The sequence below is a fragment of the Paenarthrobacter nitroguajacolicus genome (genome assembly GCF_029952445.1).
Taxonomy (GTDB): domain Bacteria; phylum Actinomycetota; class Actinomycetes; order Actinomycetales; family Micrococcaceae; genus Arthrobacter; species Arthrobacter nitroguajacolicus_B.
The window spans coordinates 1-17,325 of record NZ_JAQPPK010000048.1 but is presented as its reverse complement, the minus strand read 5'-3'; the positions used below and the strand labels follow the sequence as shown (position 1 = coordinate 17,325).

17 protein-coding genes and 1 riboswitch are annotated in these 17,325 nt (G+C 63.3%); of the genes, 6 read left to right on the top strand and 11 right to left on the bottom strand.

What is annotated here, in order from left to right; all coding sequences use genetic code 11:
- The 5 genes from PJL15_RS21910 to PJL15_RS21890 form a co-directional block, all read right to left on the bottom strand.
- Positions 1-1,432, bottom strand: a 1,432-nt coding sequence (locus tag PJL15_RS21910) for a YibE/F family protein (protein ID WP_281453242.1), incomplete at its 3' end; no start/stop codon positions are given.
- Between the two features lie 73 nt (positions 1,433-1,505).
- The gene (locus PJL15_RS21905; protein WP_281453241.1) at positions 1,506-2,879 is read right to left on the bottom strand and encodes an FAD-binding oxidoreductase; all 1,374 of its coding nucleotides are present in this window, start codon (positions 2,877-2,879) and stop codon (positions 1,506-1,508) included.
- 215 nt (positions 2,880-3,094) lie between these two features.
- A complete protein-coding gene (locus tag PJL15_RS21900) occupies positions 3,095-4,057 on the bottom strand; it encodes a GNAT family N-acetyltransferase (protein ID WP_281453240.1) in 963 nt (320 codons plus the stop codon).
- Positions 4,058-4,059: 2 nt separating this feature from the next.
- On the bottom strand, positions 4,060-5,445 hold the full coding sequence (locus PJL15_RS21895; RefSeq protein ID WP_281453239.1) for a glycine--tRNA ligase: 1,386 nt from the start codon (positions 5,443-5,445) through the stop codon (positions 4,060-4,062).
- 113 nt (positions 5,446-5,558) lie between these two features.
- Entirely contained in the window at positions 5,559-6,563 is a 1,005-nt protein-coding gene (locus PJL15_RS21890; protein ID WP_281453238.1) for a DMT family transporter, read from the bottom strand.
- Positions 6,564-6,586: 23 nt separating this feature from the next.
- On the opposite strand from PJL15_RS21890, the gene PJL15_RS21885 reads away from it, so the two are divergent.
- Positions 6,587-6,814: an RNA-binding S4 domain-containing protein gene (locus PJL15_RS21885; RefSeq protein WP_281453237.1), complete on the top strand. Its 228-nt coding sequence runs from the start codon at positions 6,587-6,589 to the stop codon at positions 6,812-6,814.
- Positions 6,815-6,898: 84 nt separating this feature from the next.
- Here the strand turns inward: PJL15_RS21885 and PJL15_RS21880 are convergent, their stop codons facing one another.
- Positions 6,899-7,549, bottom strand: a complete 651-nt coding sequence (locus tag PJL15_RS21880; protein WP_281453236.1) for an alpha/beta hydrolase — start codon at positions 7,547-7,549, stop codon at positions 6,899-6,901.
- A gap of 70 nt (positions 7,550-7,619) precedes the next feature.
- Between PJL15_RS21880 and PJL15_RS21875 the strand changes: the two genes are divergently transcribed.
- The 3 genes from PJL15_RS21875 (at position 7,620) to PJL15_RS21865 (ending at position 10,153) form a co-directional block, all read left to right on the top strand.
- A complete protein-coding gene (locus PJL15_RS21875) occupies positions 7,620-8,462 on the top strand; it encodes an SGNH/GDSL hydrolase family protein (protein WP_281453235.1) in 843 nt (280 codons plus the stop codon).
- A 61-nt stretch (positions 8,463-8,523) separates the two neighbouring features.
- Positions 8,524-9,690, top strand: a complete 1,167-nt coding sequence (locus PJL15_RS21870) for a winged helix DNA-binding domain-containing protein (protein WP_281453234.1) — start codon at positions 8,524-8,526, stop codon at positions 9,688-9,690.
- Between the two features lie 43 nt (positions 9,691-9,733).
- The gene (locus PJL15_RS21865) at positions 9,734-10,153 is read left to right on the top strand and encodes a hypothetical protein (protein WP_281453233.1); all 420 of its coding nucleotides are present in this window, start codon (positions 9,734-9,736) and stop codon (positions 10,151-10,153) included.
- Between the two features lie 66 nt (positions 10,154-10,219).
- Here the strand turns inward: PJL15_RS21865 and metX are convergent, their stop codons facing one another.
- Together metX and PJL15_RS21855 are read right to left on the bottom strand one after the other, a co-directional pair.
- Entirely contained in the window at positions 10,220-11,341 is a 1,122-nt protein-coding gene (gene metX / locus PJL15_RS21860) for a homoserine O-acetyltransferase MetX (RefSeq protein WP_281453232.1), read from the bottom strand.
- Between the two features lie 14 nt (positions 11,342-11,355).
- Positions 11,356-11,473: riboswitch (SAM riboswitch) on the bottom strand.
- A gap of 170 nt (positions 11,474-11,643) precedes the next feature.
- Positions 11,644-12,984: a bifunctional o-acetylhomoserine/o-acetylserine sulfhydrylase gene (locus PJL15_RS21855; protein ID WP_281453231.1), complete on the bottom strand. Its 1,341-nt coding sequence runs from the start codon at positions 12,982-12,984 to the stop codon at positions 11,644-11,646.
- Between the two features lie 191 nt (positions 12,985-13,175).
- On the opposite strand from PJL15_RS21855, the gene PJL15_RS21850 reads away from it, so the two are divergent.
- Entirely contained in the window at positions 13,176-13,814 is a 639-nt protein-coding gene (locus PJL15_RS21850) for a VOC family protein (RefSeq protein ID WP_281453230.1), read from the top strand.
- Between the two features lie 146 nt (positions 13,815-13,960).
- On the opposite strand, the gene PJL15_RS21845 is transcribed toward PJL15_RS21850, so the two are convergent.
- Entirely contained in the window at positions 13,961-14,734 is a 774-nt protein-coding gene (locus PJL15_RS21845) for a CPBP family intramembrane glutamic endopeptidase (protein WP_281453229.1), read from the bottom strand.
- 47 nt (positions 14,735-14,781) lie between these two features.
- Here PJL15_RS21845 and PJL15_RS21840 point away from each other — a divergent pair, with 47 nt between their 5' ends.
- Positions 14,782-15,438, top strand: coding sequence for a histidine phosphatase family protein (locus tag PJL15_RS21840; RefSeq protein WP_281453228.1), 657 nt, complete (start codon positions 14,782-14,784; stop codon positions 15,436-15,438).
- Positions 15,439-15,467: 29 nt separating this feature from the next.
- On the opposite strand, the gene PJL15_RS21835 is transcribed toward PJL15_RS21840, so the two are convergent.
- Both PJL15_RS21835 and PJL15_RS21830 read right to left on the bottom strand, forming a co-directional pair.
- A complete protein-coding gene (locus PJL15_RS21835) occupies positions 15,468-16,259 on the bottom strand; it encodes a DeoR/GlpR family DNA-binding transcription regulator (RefSeq protein WP_281453227.1) in 792 nt (263 codons plus the stop codon).
- A gap of 24 nt (positions 16,260-16,283) precedes the next feature.
- Entirely contained in the window at positions 16,284-17,138 is an 855-nt protein-coding gene (locus PJL15_RS21830) for a class II fructose-bisphosphate aldolase (protein WP_281453226.1), read from the bottom strand.
- Positions 17,139-17,325 lie beyond the last annotated feature (187 nt).

The following is a 17,325-nucleotide window of genomic DNA, read 5'->3' as shown; positions in this document are numbered from 1 at the left end:
GCCTGGCGTCGGAGCCCGGCCCGCCGTCGGCACGTTGACGCGGACCGGCGTCGTGCGTTTCGTCCTGACCGGAACCCACGACGACGGCGGCCGCGGCCAGCGCGCCGGTATCGTCCAGGTCCTCGGCACTGACGGTCCGTCCGCCGGCGGCAGCAAGGCGTTTCATGCCGGTTGCCTTGACCACCAGGACGGCGATGAGGGTAGTGACCGGAATGGCGAGGACGAGCCCGATGGAACCAACCAGGGTCCGGATGACTTCCTCCGACAGTTCGGCGCTGGTCAGGGCTTCGGCCAAGGGTCGGTCGTACAGCATCACAATGATCAGGATGGGAAGGGCCGCACCCGCATAGGCGAAAGCGATGGTGTACACCGTGGAGGCGATGTGGTCCCGGCCAATTCGCATGGCCGAGGAAAACAGCTTGCGGGCACTCGTGGTGGGCGCGAGCTCGTAGAGTTCCCAAACGGCCGAGGACTGGGTGATGGTGACGTCATTGAGGACACCAAGGCCGGAAATGATCAGCCCGCACAGAATGATGCCGGAGATGGAGATCGTTGGTGACATGTTCACCAACGTGGAGGCGTCGTGGCTTCCCACCCCCGCCAGGTTGGCGGCGTCCGTGGCCCAGGCGGCCAGCAGCGCAGTGATTCCAAGCCCAAAGATGGTGCCCAACAAGGCTGTGGACGTCCGCGCCGAGAAACCGTGCGCGAAGTAGAGGACCCCGATCATGATCACCGTGGATCCCACCAGAGCCAGCAGCAGCGGTGGCTTGCCCTCCACCAGGCCGGGCAGGATGAAGCTGACCAGCACGAAATAGGCTCCCACCAAGCCCAGGAGCGCACGGAAGCCGCGCCAACGCGCTACCGCGATCACCACAACGGCGTACAAAACCGCCAAGGCAGCGATGGGGATGTTGCGGACGAAATCAACGAAGACATACGCCGGAGCCCCGCTTCCGGCGTTGCTGCCCTGGACGCCGGAGAGATTCAGGTACCGGATGGAGTCGCCCACATCCACGCCATGGGACATGGCAACGTCCGGGTTAATGACCACCTTGACCGCTTCCCCGCCCTTGTCCGGCACTGTGAAGGCAAAGGTGCACTGCGAGCCGCCGGTTTGGTTTTGGCTGGATTGGTTCTGGCTGGGTTGGTTCTGGCTTGATTGGTTTTGGCCGGTCTGTGTGCAGCTTTCCACCACCACGCTCTGGATTTTGCCGGTATCGAAAGTAACGCCCGGCGCAGCCTGGTAGGGACTCGAAAAGTTGATCCCTTCCCGGCTGCCCGACGGCCACATGAGCAACATCGCCACGAGCGTGAGCACGCCCAACGGAACCAGGACCGCCGCAAGCAGCCAGTTGGCCCGTTTCCGGGAAGCGACCGCCTGCGGGGTTGGTTCCGAACCCTCAGGATGACCGTGGGAGTGACTGTGGCCCATCAGCTGCAAAACCTCATGGGTTAAGCCTACGTGGGACGGCAGGGGGCTCCTGACTCAGGCGGGCGCGATCGACTCAAGCGGGCGCGATGTTCTGGTTGACGCGGAAGAGGTTGTCGGGGTCGTATTTTGCTTTGACCGCCACCAGCTTCTCCCAGTTGGGTCCGTAATTGTCCGCGACCCTGTTCTGGTCCTCCGAATCCATGAAGTTGATGTAGCCACCTGCCTCCGAATGCGGGGCAAGGGCAGCCGCATAGGCGCGGGCCCAGGCGATGTTTGCTTCGTTATCCGCAGGATCGGCCCACTGGGTTGCGATGACCGGCGAGAATTTCATGTCGCGGTGGGCAAAAGCAGTGTCCTGTACGCCCACCCGGGACACGGCTCCGTCAATGGGATAGACGTGGACGGCAGTGTTGACGCTGGTCACCGTTGCTCCGAACTCAGCATGCGCCGCAATGGCTCCGTCGTTGAGCTCGCGGAGGAAGTTGGCCTTCCAATAGCCCTGCATGCCTTTTTGGTTGAGCCCGTCGAAGGCTACATTCAGGGCCGGATAAGGCATTGGAGCCACCATCGAACCGGCCACCGGGGCAGCGTCCAGGAACGGTTGCCAACGCGCCTCGCCCTCTGTCGGATCCCCCGTCCACATTCCCACCACGACGCAGACGGACTTTCCGTGCCATTCCTCGGGAAGGAAAGGTACAGGTGGTCCTTGGTGGAAGCCCAGGAAAGCCCCGAACTCTTCCGGTGCGGAGGCCATGTAGTCGCGGTAGAACCGTGCCACGGTCGGGATGTTCTCTGCACCATAAATGATGATTCCCGCATGGACCATGTCCACGGGATGAAGCTGGAATTCCAGGGAAGTCACCACGCCAAAGTTCCCTCCTCCCCCGCGGATCGCCCAAAACAGGTCTGCATTCTGTTCTTCGCTGGCGATCAGGAAGCTGCCGTCGGCCGTCACGACATCCGCTGAGACAAGGTTGTCGCAGGAGAGCCCGTACTTCCTGGCGAGGTAGCCAATACCCCCACCCAACGTCAGGCCCGCCACACCAGTGGAGCCCACTATCCCGCCGGTGGTTGCCAGCCCAAAAGCGTGCGTGGCAGCGTTGAAGTCGGCCCAGGTTGTGCCGGCCTCTGCACGGGCCCTGGAATTTTCAGGGTCCACACGCACGCCGGTGCGATTGACGAAGTCCAGGACCAGTGCGTCATCCCACGTGCCAAAGCCCGGAGCGCTGTGCCCGCCTCCCCTGATCGCCAGTGGCATGGAGTTTTCGCGGGCGAAGTTCACGCCGGCAATGACGTCCGAAACCTGCGCCACACGGATGACGCCGGCAGGACGTTTATCCACCATTGCATTGAAGACGGCCCGTGCCGCGTCGTAGTCAGGATCTTCGGGAGTGACGAGTTGCCCGCGCAACTGTTCCCGCAGCCCGTCGAGGGCGATCTGGTTCATAGTGCTTACCATCGATTCAGACGTGAGACCGGACTTTCCACACGCTTCTCCCCCGGATGTGATGGCGTGGGGGCTTACCTCGTCAGGACTACTCCTGCGCCTGTACGGCGTCAAGAACCTTTGATAAAGACCTGGGAAACAGAAAATCCTGCCTGGCTCCCTGAAACAGGGGCCAGACAGGATTTGCTGGTGGGCCTGGGATTCGGGGAATCCGGTCAGTCGCTCACGATCAAGGTATCGGCACCGCGGACGTGCGCCTTGCCGGATTCCAGCAACGGTTCAAGGACTGTCCTCAAGGCCGTCATCGACTCATCGACTTCGAGCAGCACCGGGTGCTGGTAGGCAATGAGCGCCAGCAGGTCCCGAACGGCAAACGCAGCTTCTTCGGCCGACAAGCTGGGATCGTGGCCGAGGAAGACATCCGACGGTTCGTCGGAGTCGCCCTGGGCATAGCTGATGGCGAAGGCCTGGATCTTGCCCTTGCGGCTTGCCGGCACGCCCTCGCCAAAGGCACTGGCCTTGGGCGCACGCAGCACAATGGCGCCGTGGGCACCCGTGAGGTCGTGCAGGAACAGACGCTGAACAGTTGCGATGCTCAGTTCCCCCGGGCTGTCCCAGTGGTGGACGTGGGAGTAGTACTTGCCCACAACGTCACTCAACTCCACAGAACCGGTAGCCAGGTCCTCCACGCGCTCGGACGCTGCTTCTTCAGAGCCATCGCCGAACCGCGGCAAGGAGAGCGGTTCCGGATCCACGACCACCAGCTGGGAACGCTGGATGGGGGCAAGTCCGGCGGCGGCAGCAAACGCGGCACCGGCCGTCTCCGGCTCCACCTTGCTGCGCAGCTTCGAAACGCCCGACGGCGAGTTGCCGGCTTCGGCGCGGAGCATGGTCAGCAGGGTTGCGCCAACGCCTTCACGGCGGTGGTCTCTGGCCACCTCAATGTAGGCCCAGAGCCGTTCCGGGTGCAGCGAGGCCTCATGGACCACGCCCGCTGCCACGGGAATCCGCACGCCGTCCACTACGTCCTCGGCCACGATGCAACGGCGCCACGGCTGATTGCTTGACGGCGCCAGGGCAGCACGGAACTGCTCAGCCGGGAGGGTCTCAGGACCGCCCCAGATTTCCAGGAGGGCGAGGTCGTCGCCTTCCTTCCATTCGCGGTATTCCAACGCCATGGTTAAGCGCCGATCAATTGTGCGGCCAAGTAGCCCTCAACCTTGTCCAGGGATACGCGTTCCTGGCTCATGGTGTCCCGCTCACGGATCGTCACGGCCTGGTCTTCGAGGGTGTCGAAGTCCACAGTGATGCAGAACGGGGTACCGATTTCGTCCTGGCGACGGTAGCGGCGGCCGATGGCACCGGCGTCGTCGAAGTCGATGTTCCAGTTCTTGCGCAGCTGGGCGCCCAGCGCCTTGGCCTTCGGTGACAGGTCCTCATTGCGGCTCAACGGCAGGACGGCGGCCTTGACCGGCGCCAGTCGCGGGTCCAGCTTCAGGACCGTACGGACGTCGACGCCGCCCTTGGCGTTTGGTGCCTCATCTTCGGTGTACGCGTCGATCAGGAACGCCATGAAGGATCGGGTCAGGCCTGCGGCGGGCTCGATCACGTACGGCGTGTAACGCTCATTCGTGGCCTGGTTGAAGTAGCTCAGGTCCGTGCCCGAAGCGTTGGCGTGCGTGGTGAGGTCGAAGTCCGTGCGATTCGCGATGCCTTCCAACTCACCCCATTCGGAGCCCTGGAAACCGAAGCGGTACTCGATGTCCGTGGTGCCCTTGGAGTAGTGGCTGAGCTTTTCGAGCGGGTGCTCAAAGAAGCGGAGGTTGTCTTCACGGATGCCCAGGTCCGTGTACCAGGACATGCGCTCCTTCATCCAGTACTGGTGCCACTGTTCATCCGTGCCCGGTTCGACGAAGAATTCCATTTCCATCTGCTCGAATTCGCGGGTGCGGAAAATGAAGTTGCCCGGCGTGATCTCGTTGCGGAACGACTTACCGATCTGCCCGATGCCGAACGGCGGCTTCTTCCGGGACGTGGTGAGCACGTTGTTGAAGTTCACGAAGATGCCCTGGGCCGTTTCCGGGCGCAGGTAGTGCATGCCTTCTTCGCTGGCCACGGGGCCAAGGAAGGTCTTCAGCAGGCCGGAGAATTCCTGGGGTTCGGTCCACTGGCCACGGGTGCCGCAGTTGGCGCAGACAATGTCAGCCAGGCCGTTCTCGGCCGGCCGGCCCTTCTTTTCCTCGTACTCTTCTTCCAGGTGGTCCGCACGGTAGCGCTTGTGGCAGGAAAGGCACTCAACCAGGGGATCGGAGAAAACCTCCACGTGGCCCGAAGCTTCCCAGACCTGGCGGGGAAGGATCACGGAGGAATCAAGGCCCACTACGTCCTCGCGGCCGCGGACCATGCTCTGCCACCACTGGCGCTTGATGTTTTCCTTCAGTTCCGCACCAAGGGGACCGTAGTCCCACGCAGAACGCGAGCCACCATAGATTTCACCGGCCTGGAAGACAAAGCCCCTCCGCTTGGAGAGGGAAATGACCTGGTCAAGGACGGATTTTGCTGCCATGGGTGACTCCATTTGTTCTACAGGGCCGCTGGGTGCGGTCCGCGGGTGGTTGGCCCCGGATTCCGGACATGGTTGCCCGGCGGGGTGATGGGGAAAATTTACTGACTCCTACCCTACCGGCCTTTTGACGCGCCCCTCCGTGCGAAAGCCCCTTTGGGCCACGGCAAGGTGGCAACGATGATCGCGGCAAGCGTCAACAGCGTACCGAGCACCGTGGGCAAGGCGACCACCGTACCTGAGGTGGGGATCACGACGTCGAGCATTAACGACCCCAGCAACTGCCCGGCAATCATGCCCAGCCCGGTGATCAGCACGCCAAGGCTGCGGACCAGCAGGGCCGCGAGGCCGATCGCTATGCAGCCCAGTGGGCCGCCAAGGTAGTACCACCACTCGGCCGGCAACGGATTGCCGGTGCCCGCAATCAGGGCCTTGATCAGCCAGGCGATCCACAACACCACCGCGCCGGCCAGAAAGTTGACCACGGTGGTGGCCAGGGGCGTGCCATAGTGCACGGTGGCTGTTCCGTTCATGGCTTGCTGGAAACTCATGAGGAAACCCGCCAGAAGCGGCAGCAGGACAGGCAAGACCATCATTCCGACGTCGGTCGAGGCACCAAAGTGCGGCGAAACTGCCCACGCGACCGCCGCGACGGTGAGGCCACTGCCCAGCACCCGAAGTCCGGTGACGGCCCGCTTGCCGCCGGGTGCTATGCCCAGCCGGTCCACCAAAAGACCGCTGAGGGTCTGCCCGGTCACTGAGGCCACGGTGAACACAGCCACGCCAAGGAGGCCCACGGTGTACGACTGCGCGAAAACAAAGAAGGCTCCGACGCCGCCGGCCATCACGTAGAAACGCGGGAAACTGCGGTTACGGACGGCAGGCACGATGCTCCGGAGACCGTTCCTGCCCTTGGGCGTGGCCATGGAAATCACGGCAATCACAGCCAGGCCCGTGGTGAAGCTCACTACGGAGGCGGCAATGCCGTCGTTCAGGACGACGCTCAGTGCTCCGTTGATGCGCCCCTGGATTGGCAGCACCAGTCCAGTCACGACGGCAAGGAAAAGGCCAACGGCCAGGGGAAGGGCGGAACGGGGAGAAGGCTGCGGCACCGTCACCACACTACTTCAGGCATCATTGCTGTATGAGCAACCCCGAAATCGATGAGATTCCCATCCGCGACGACATGATCCGCCTGGGCCAGCTGCTCAAGCTCGCCAGCCTGGTGGAAGACGGCGTGGAAGCGGCGGAGCTGATCAAGAACGGCCTGGTCAAGGTCAACGGCGAGATCGACGAACGGCGCGGCCGCCAGCTCCACGCCGGTGACACCGTGACCGTTAACGGACAGACGGTGCGGATCACCACCGCCTGATCCAACGCACCGCCTGACCCAACGCGGGGTCACTTATGGCCTATGTTGGCGCCCCGGATGGGCCATAAGTGACCCCGCGTTGCTTTAAGTGGTGAGGACTTTATGGGTGAGGAACTCCCCTACGTGCCCGATTTCCTGCTGGTTGATACCGTGCCACATCCCTGTGTAAAGGACTTTGGTCAGGTCCACGTGCTGGCGTACCCATCCCATGGTGTAGTCGATCTTGTCCGGGGTGATGACGGGATCCTGCTGGTCACGGCACCAGAACATCGGCACCGAACCGTCCAGTTCGTCGTCGCGGAAGGCGGCGTCAGCGCCGGCGTCGACCACAAAACCTGAAAGCCCGACGACGGCGGCGAAGTCCGCGGGACGGTACCGGAGCATGGTGGTGGCCATGGCCATCCCCATGGAGAATCCCAGCAGCGTCACCGAGGAATGGTTGGCCTTGACCGTGTCCAGCCATTCCAGGGCGTACTCGGCGGCAAGCTTCACGGCGTCCAGGGAGTAATCGATGGACGCCGTCAGCGGAAACCACGTATAGCCCGGCCCCGTAGGCATCGGGGCTCGGAGCGCGGCCACCACGAACCCCTCGGGAAGGAGTCCGGCGAGGCTGAAGAGGTCGGCCTCATTGGACCCGTAGCCGTGCAGCAGGACCAGGAGGGGTTTGCCGGCGCGCTCAGCTTCGTCGTGGGACCACAGGACAACAGGTGCAGGAAAAGCGGGGGCTTCAGTCATGCCTCCATTCTTGCAGTTACCCCCGGGTAACAACCTACGTTGGCGTAGGTTGGCGGTCAGGGGGCAGGATATGAGCGTGAGTGAGAACAATCATTTGTTGAAACCCGGCGAGCCTGTTCAAAAGCACCCTTGGAGCCGTTACGTAGCCCTGGGTGATTCGTTCACGGAAGGCATCGGTGATCCCGAACCTGCAAACCCCGGCGGCTACCGTGGCTGGGCGGACCGTGTTGCTGAAGAGCTGGGGCGGGGCCATGAAGATTTCGCCTACGCCAACCTCGCCATCCGCGGCCGGCTCCTGCAACAGATCGTCGATGAGCAAGTGGGTCCCTGCCTGGAACTTCAGCCGGACCTCATCTCCATTTCCGCGGGCGGCAACGACCTCATCCGCCCCGGCGGCGACCCTGACCTCCTGGCCGAGAAACTCGACGCCGCTGTGGGTGAGTTGGGTTCCAACGGCGCCACCGTGGTCCTGTTCAACGGCCCGGATACGGCGTCCTCGGTCCTGGGCCGCATCAGGGGCAAAGTTGCCATTTACAACGAGAACCTCCGGACCGTGGCAGCCCGCCACGACGCCATCATTGCCGACATGTGGTCACTGCGGCAGCTGGCAGATCCCCAAATGTGGGACGCCGACCGCCTTCACTTCTCGCCCCTTGGCCATCACACGATCGCCATGATGGTCCTGGAAGCCTTGAACGTCCAGCACACCCTGGAGCCGCTGGTACCCAAAGCCCTGCCACCCAGGACGTGGCGCGAAGCCCGCTCATCCGACCTCGTCTGGGCCCGCGAATACTTTGTCCCGTGGGTCATCCGGCGGCTGCGGCACCGGTCCTCGGGCGACGGCATCACGCCCAAGCGTCCGACGCCGGGACCCGTCTTCGGCGCCGGCGGCACCTTGTTGCCGCGCAGCTAAGGCAGCGCAGCTAAGGTGGCATCCATGGATAAGGTGGCGTCCATGGACGAGGCAGGCCTGCGTGGCAGTTGATCCTTCCGTGCGCACAGAGGCTGTCAGGCAACTGCGTCTCAAACGGCAGCAGCTACGTCCACCCCTGGGCGCCGGGCCCGGTGACGTGGTGCGCAACCTCCTGGCCGTCCAGTCGCAGGAATTTCCCTACGCCCGCTGGACAGTCGCGCAGCGGACCACCACCTGTACTGCCTCGGACGTTGAGCAGGCGGTGGCTGAGGGGACCATCCTGCGCACGCACATCCTCCGGCCCACCTGGCACTTCGTCCATCGCGACGATCTCGGCTGGCTGATGGGGTTGTCCGCCGAACGCCTCCATCAGGGCAACAAAGGAATGTACCGACAGTCCGGCGTGGACCAGGAAAGCGCCGCCCGGAGCGGCAGTATCCTGGCCGCCGCCGTGGCAGACGGCGCCCATAAAACGCGCGAAGAGCTGGCTGAGGTGCTGGGACAAGCCGGCTTCCCCAGCAAGGGATTGGGCTTCATCTACCACCTGATGCACGCAGAAATCAGCGGCATCCTGGTCAGCGGCGCTCCCGTCCGTTCCGTTGGGGGCGCCCTGAAGCAGACCTATGCATTGTTCGGCGAACGCGTCACCGGCCCGTTCGCCGGGCCGTGCACCGGGCCACTTACCGGCGAGGACCGGGAACAAGCCCTGGGGCAGCTGGCCCTGCGGTACTTCAGCAGCCGCGGACCTGCCACCGTGAAGGACTGCTCGGCGTGGTCGGGGTTGACCATGAAGGATGTGACGTTGGGCCTTCACGTCGCCGCGGAATTATCGCCCGGCGCCTTGGCCTCGGCATCCTTCGATGACCTGGACTTCCACCTGGCCTCGGGCGAGGTGGATGCCCTCGATTCTCCGCCCGGTTCCCTTGATGGTTCCGCACTCCCCCGGGTTGACCTCATCCAGTGCTTCGACGAATACGTGATGGGTTACTCGCAATCGCGCCACTATCTCGGTGGAACCGCACCCTACCTGCCTGAGGACAACGGCCCCATGCACGTAGTACTCCTTGACGGCAGCCTGGCCGGGTGGTGGCGGCACACCTTCAACGGCGGGGTCTGCGAGCTCGACATCAGGATGAACAAGCCCACAACGCGGCAGGAGCAGGCGGCGCTGGAAGCCGAGGCAGAGCGATACGGCCGGTTCCTTGGCATGGAAACAAAACTGGTGTGAGCACGCAGGACTAAGCTGGGATAAGACCTAGGAGGCCTGCACTGTGAACAATCTGATCTTCTGGATCATCGTCTGCTCGTGGCTGATCCCCATGGGGATCCGCATGTACAACCGTTCCAGGGCACGCCGCCTGCAGAACGGGAACTTCCGCGGCCCGGATTACCCGCAGCAGGGCTACCCGCCGCAGAACTACCCACCCCAAAACTACCCGGGCTACCAGGCCGGGCCGCCCGTCATCCGCCCCGCGGACGAGGCACCGCAGGTCGCGCCGCCGTCGGGCTCTTACCAGCCCGGCGCGACCTACCAACCCGGCCCCTCAAGCCCCGCGCCGTTTCCCAGCACCGGTTCTGAGCCCCAGGGCTACCGCGCACGGAAGCTGGCCGAACTGGATGCAAAGTTCACCAACGGCCAGATCGCCATGGAGGACTACATGAAGCAGCGTGGGGAGATCATGAACGGCTGATCCAGCCCTACGGCGAGAACAGCCGGAACAGCCAGAACAGTTAAAGCAGCCGAAACGCTTCGCGGCTCAGGCGAAGAACGCCCCGCGAAGCTGCTCCGACAACTGGCCAATCTCCGTGAGGAAGCCGTCGTGGCCAATCGGTGCCTGGATGGTGTGGACGCGAACATCACCGGGAAGTGCCGCCGCCAACTCCTTGGACTGGGCCGGGAAATACAGGCGGTCCGTGTCCACAGCCGCGACGAAGAACTCTGCGCTGGCACGCGATAGTGCTTCCTGCAACGAGCCACGGTCACGGGTGACGTCGTGCGACATCAGTGCCTCCGTAATGGCGATGTAGCTGTTGGCGTCGAAGCGGCGGACGAGCTTTGTCCCCTGGTGGTCCAGGTAGCTTTCCACCTGGTAGCGCCCCCGCTCCCCCAGAACCGCAGCAGCTAGGGGCGTCTCCTGGTGCTGGGCCTCCCTGCCGAACCTAAGGTCCAACTCCAGCGCGGAACGGTACGTGATGTGGGCAATGCGGCGGGCCAGGGCCAGGCCGTGTTCCGGGGCGGGACCACCATAGTAGTCCCCGTTGTTGAAATGCGGGTCCTGCCGGATGGCCAGGGTTTGTGCCTGCGCGAAGGCAATCTGTTCGGCGGTGCTGTAGGCACCCACCGAAATGACCGCGCAGCGCCGGACACGTTCCGGGAACGTTACCGCCCATTCGAGCGCACGGGCGCCGCCCATGGAGCCGCCAAGGACAGCGTGCCAGGCGTCGATGCCCAGGATGTCCGCCAAACGTGCTTCTGCAGTGGTGCTGTCGCGCAGCGTGACCAAGGGGAAGCGGGAGCCCCAGGGCTTGCCGTCCGGAGCCTCCGACGACGGACCGGTGCTGCCGTAACAGCCACCCACGATGTTGATGGAGATGACGAAGAACCGGTTGGTGTCGATCGTGGCGCCGGGTCCTACGAGCTGCTCCCACCACCCTTCCTCATCCGTGGCTCCACGGGCCACGTGGGTGCTGCCCGTCAGCGCGTGCTGGATGAGGACGGCATTGGAAGCATCGGCGTTGAGCCGTCCCCAGGTTTCATACGCCAGCACGACGTCGGGCAGGTAGCCTCCGGCTTCAAGCGCCAGTGGCCCGATGCCCGCGTACTTGACTGTTCCGTCTTCTTCACCGGATTTGGGAAGGGCTGTAGCAGTGATGGTCATTCCTTTGATACCTAACCTCGCGCTTGCCTGTCGCCTTGCGTGCGAACAGGCCAGGTCCTCACCCGGGGCACCCCACCGCGGAAGGAGGGTTGCCGGCCAGCAAGCCGGGGCTATCTGCTGGCACTCATGACCTAATACGTAGAGTCTAGGAAAAAGAGCACTGTTCTGGCGAAGAATGTGACACCAGTGTGACGTTCGGGGCCCTTTTGATTCACCAAAGTGCACCCAGCACTGCCGTCCGGCGAACAATCGTCGATCCGGACGGCAGCCTGGGCATACAGCTATTCGTGCAAACCGCCGGCTCAGGCACCCTTGGCGGCGCGGAAGCCGGCTTCGAGGTCGGCGATGATGTCGTCGATGTGCTCAATGCCTACGGACAGGCGAACCAGCCCGGGATTGACGCCAGCCACGAGCTGCTGCTCCGCAGTCAACTGGCTGTGCGTTGTCGACGCCGGGTGGATGACCAGGGAGCGCACGTCGCCAATGTTGGCCACGTGGGAGTGCAGCTCCAGCCCGTCCACGAAACGCTTCCCTGCTTCCACGCCGCCCTTGATGTTGAAGGCCACGATTGCACCCGTACCTTGGGGACCATATTTCCGGCCCCGCTCGAACCAGGGGCTGGACGGCAGGCCGGCGTAGGCGACCGATTCGACGTCGTCATGGGTTTCCAGCCATTTGGCCACCTTGGTGGCGTTGGCAACATGGCGTTCCACGCGCAGGCTCAGGGTCTCCAGGCCTTGTGCGATGAGGAAGGCGTTGAAGGGCGACACTGCCGAGCCGAGGTCGCGAAGGAGCTGGACGCGGGCTTTCAGGATGTAGGAGAGGTTGGCGCCAAGGGCCCCGTCCTTGCCGAGGTCGCGGGCGTACACCAGTCCGTTGTAGCTGGGGTCAGGTGTGTTGAAACCGGGGAAGCGCTCCGGGTCTTTGCCAAAGTCGAAGTTGCCGGAGTCCACGATCACCCCTGCGATGGCCGAACCATGTCCGCCCAAGTACTTCGTTGCAGAGTGGACCACGATGTCCGCGCCCCATTCAATGGGGCGGATGAGGTAAGGGGTGGAGAGGGTGTTGTCCACGATCAGGGGCACTCCGGCTTCGTGCGCCACGCCGGCAACGCCCTCAATGTCCAACACATCCTGGCGCGGATTGGAGACGACTTCGCCGAAGAACAGCTTGGTGTTCGGCTGGACTGCGTTGCGCCACTGCTCCAGGTTGTCCGGGTCTTCGACGAAAGTCACGGAGATCCCGAACTTCTTCAGCGTGTGCGCGAGCAGGTTGTAGGTGCCGCCGTAGAGGCTGGGGCTGGCCACGATGTGGTCCCCCGCCTCCGCGATGTTCAGGATGGCGAAGGTCTCCGCAGCCTGGCCCGAGCTGAGCAGCAATGCGCCCAGGCCGCCTTCAAGGCTGGCGACGCGCTGTTCGACGGCATCCTGGGTGGGGTTGCCGATCCTCGTGTAGATCGGGGCCAGTTCGGCCAGCGCGAACCGGTTGGCCGCACTTTCAGCGCTCGGGAAAACAAACGACGTTGTTTGGTAGATCGGCAACGAACGCGCACCCGTGGCTGCGTCCGGCTCTTGGCCTGCATGAATCTGGCGGGTTTCGAAAGACCATCCTTGGGACATGGAGTTCTCCTGTTCGTGGCGCACGTGGTTGGCAAATCAGCAGCGGGAAGGAAGCTGCGGCCAGTCTAGGAAGTGTCCGGGTGCAGGGACAGCTTTGTGACGCCAGCAGAATATTTGGGGTCTTTTGCGGCGTTTCATGACGCCCGGCATGAGATCCCACCTTAGTTAGGCTTGACTTAGCTGAGACACCGATCACAAAGTGCCAAGATGAAGCCATGCGCATGGATCACGTCTCTTACGCCTGTGAACGAGATGGCCTTCTGGCCACTACCGAACGAATTTCCGCGGCTCTGGGAGTGGACGCAGTCCGGGGTGGAGTGCACCCGCGCTTCGGCACCCGGAACATGATCATTCCCCTGGCGGATAACAAGTACCTGGAAGTGGTTGAGGTCCTGGACCACCCCGCTTCCGACAAAGCACCCTTTGGACAAGCAGTTCGTGCACGCTCGGCTGCCGGTGGCGGTTGGATGGGCTGGTGCGTGGCAGTTGAGGACCTCGCGCCCTTCGAGGACCGCCTCGGCCGGGCTGCAGTTCCGGGCAACCGCAAGTTCCCCGATGGCCGCGAATTGGTGTGGCAGCAGATCGGCATCCTCGGCCTCATCGCCGATCCCCAGGTGCCCTACCTGCTCAAGTGGGAGGGCGACCCCTCCCTGCACCCGTCCAAGGTCTACGAGAGCGACGTGAAGATGTCCAGCCTCACCATCGCAGGCTCTGCAGAACGCGTCACCGAATGGCTTGGTGAGCCGGTGGAGAAGCCACTTGAGGACGTCGCTGTCCAGTGGATGGCCCCGCACGGCACGCCGGGCATCCTGGCCGTCACGTTCGAAACCGCCTCCGGAGCAGTCACCATCTGACCGTTCCCTTGACCCGGGCACTTGCCCGGTACTGGACGCAGGTGTCCAGACAAAGCTTCGGCCGCCATCAGCGGGTGCCAATGACGTCACCCACCGATGGCGGCCGAATTCTTTTAAGTGCTTCCCAGCCCAGCTCCAGCACCCCCTTAGCCCAGTCCCACCGCCTTGCCGAACAGGCTAAATCCTACGAAGGCCACAATGTCCAGCAACGCGTGGGCGATCACCAGCGGCATCACCCGCTTGGTCCTGGTATAGATCCATCCGAAGACCAGGCCCATCACCACGTTGCCGATGAACGGCCCGAACCCTTGGTAGAGGTGGTAGCTTCCGCGCAGGACGGCGCTGACGACTATTCCTGCGGGCACGCTCCAGCCGAACTTGCCGAAGCGGTCAAGCAGGTAGCCCACCACGATCACTTCTTCCACGATCGCGTGACGCACGGCTGAAAGTATGAGCACGGGGACCGTCCACCAGTAGGCGTCCAGGCCGCTGGGCACAATGGCAGTGGTAATGCCCAAAGCCCGCCCCGCCGCATAGAGGCCAAGGGACGGAATGCCAATGAGCGCGGCCAGGCCCAGTCCCTGAAGAATGTCCTTGCCCGGACGTGCCAGGTTGAAACCGAGCCGCTCGAAGGCTGAGCCACTGTCTCCGTCACGGTTTGCCTGGGTGTGGAAGGACAGAAAATAGAACACCAGTGCCACAGGAACCAGCGCGAAGATGATGTCCAGCAGTTGGTAGGTGAGGTCGAAGTACTCGCGCGTGCTCTGCGACCTGTTCAACGTTGAGGTGGCTTCGGACAAGGGCGCGCGGCTCAACTTGTCCAGCAGTTGCACCACGGAGTAGACGGCCGACTGGCCCAGGGACAGGCCCAGCACAATGAGCACTTCGGCGCGCAGCCGCGGACGGGAAGCAAGGAACATGTACCCACCCTATGCTTGGTGGGATGGGTGCCCCGAAGAGAATATTCATGATCCGGCACGGACAGTCCGCAGCGAATGCCGACACGTCCATCTACAACCGTGTGCCGGACTACCGGATTCCACTGACCGTGCAAGGCGTGGAACAAGCGCGGATCGCCGGTGAGGACCTGCGACGGAAGCTCGACGGGCAACAGGTCTGCGTGTACGTCTCCCCTTATTTGCGGGCGTACCAGACCCTCGAGGCCCTGAATCTTGGACTGTTGATAGAGCGCGTCATCGAGGAACCGCGGCTGCGTGAGCAGGACTGGGCAAACTTCCAGATCGCAGGGGACATTGAGGACCAAAAGGAACTCAGGAACCTGTATGGGCACTTCTTCTACAGGTTCCGCGAGGGCGAATCCGGCTCGGATGTCTACGACCGGGTGTCATCGTTCATGGAGACGCTCTACCGGCACTGGCAGAAACCCACCTACGCGCCCAACACCTTGTTGGTGACTCATGGACTGACGATGCGGCTGTTCTGCATGCGCTGGTTCCACTGGACGGTGGAGTACTTCGAGTCATTGAACAATCCGGACAACGCAGAGCTGCGCACCTTGATCAGGAACGACGGCGACCAGTACAGTTTGGACCTGCCGTTCAGCCAGTGGGTCCCCAGGGACGTTGACGATTCGGTGCTCCACGCGCCTCGGATGCGGTTCTAGAGCACGCAACGGTTCCAACCCACGCCACATCAGCTTGCCGGCGCGACGATAACCTCTGTCCCTTTGGCTTCAAACGCGGCTTTGTCGTCCGGGCTGATCCCGGAATCGGTGATGAGGTGCCTGAAGTCGTAGCCTGCCATGGCCGCGAAAGAGCGCCTGCGGACCTTCGAGGAGTCCGCCACCACATAGGACTCGGTTGCCCGGCGGGCCATCACAGTGTTGACCATGGCTTCGCCTTCGTCCGTGATGGTGGGGCCCAGGTCCGGGTCCACGCCGTTGACTCCGATGAAGGCGATGTCCAAGGCAACTTTCTGCATGATGACGTCGGTGTACGGACCCACCAGTTCGTAGGACCGTGGGTTCAGGATGCCACCGGTGACCATGATCTTGATGTTGGGCCGAACAGCCAACTGGGAAGCAATGTTGATGGCGTTGGTCACCACGGTAAGGGTGGGCCTGTTGGATGGCGCATTGAGGTCTTCGCGCGTGGACAGGAGTTGGGCCAACGCCGTGTTGGTGGTACCGCCGCTGAGGCCGATCACTGCCCCGGGACGGATCAACGCGGAAGCAGCCAACGCTATGTCCTGCTTGGCTTCCGCGTGGTCGTCCCGGTTGTAGCGCCCCGGAAGGTCGTACGCCACCGAGCCCGTGGTAGCGCCGCCCCTGGTGCGGCTGAGCAAGCGTTGTTTGGCGAGGCTGTCCAGGTCCCGACGGGCTGTGGCAGGTGACACGCCCAGACGCGTCACGATGTCCTCGACTTCCACATGGCCGGATTCGGCCAGGAGATCGAGGATGGCGGTCAGCCGATCGGTGCGGGTCATGACAAGCCTTTCGCGGGTTCGGGGCTATTTCGCTTTGGCGAACAGCGTCAGCATACGTGCCGACTCCAGCACCAGGGCCTCCCGGCCGGCCTTGATGTACTTCCGGGAATCCACCACTGCAGGGTTGGCATCGAGGTACTCACGGACGGCGCGGGTGAAGAACCCGTTCAAATGTGTGGATACGTTGATCTTAGTCATACCTGCGCCGATAGCGGCTATGAGTACCTCGTCTGTGACACCGGAAGAGCCATGGAGGACAAGCGGTTTTACCACCGCGGACTTCAGCCGGGCGATCAAGTGCAGGTCCAGGGCGGCGCTTCTTTCGGTCATGGCGTGGGAGGAACCTACGGCCACAGCGAGCGCGTCCACCCCCGTCGCGTCCACGAATGCCTTGGCCTCTGCCGGATCGGTCCTGACTCCCGGGGCGTGGGCTCCGTCCTTGCCACCGACCTTTCCGAGTTCGGCCTCCACGTACACGCCGCGTTCGTGGGCGTAGGTGGCCACGCGCTTGGTGACTTCGACGTTCCACTCATAGGGCAGGTGCGCGCCGTCGTACATCACCGAACCAAACCCGAGGTCGACGGCGGCAAGCGCCAGGTCCTCGGACTCTGCGTGGTCCAGGTGCAACGCGACCGGGACCGAGGCTGTGCGGGCGATCGCCAGCGCGGCCGACGCAATCGGTTCCAGCCCACCGTGGTACTTCGCGCAATTCTCGGAAATCTGGAGAATCAACGGAACACCGGCGGCCTCAGCACCGGCCACCAGGCCTTCCGCGGTTTCAATGTGGATGACGTTGAACGCGCCTTGGCCCGTACCGGCCGCGGCGGCCCTGTCCATCAGTTCCCGAGTGTTGACCAGGGTCACCGGGTCTCCTTCCATGTCACGATCAGTTGGTCCTGGAGCTCCTGGTAGCGCGGCGAGATCTCGCCCGCTGCAGGCATGAGCACGGCGGCCGCGGACCAGGCGGTCGCCCGGCGAAGAATCTCGCGGGGTTCGGTGATGCCTTCGGCGAGTACGACGGCGGTCCCTTATACCCATCTGACGCTGCCGACGAGGAGAGACTCGT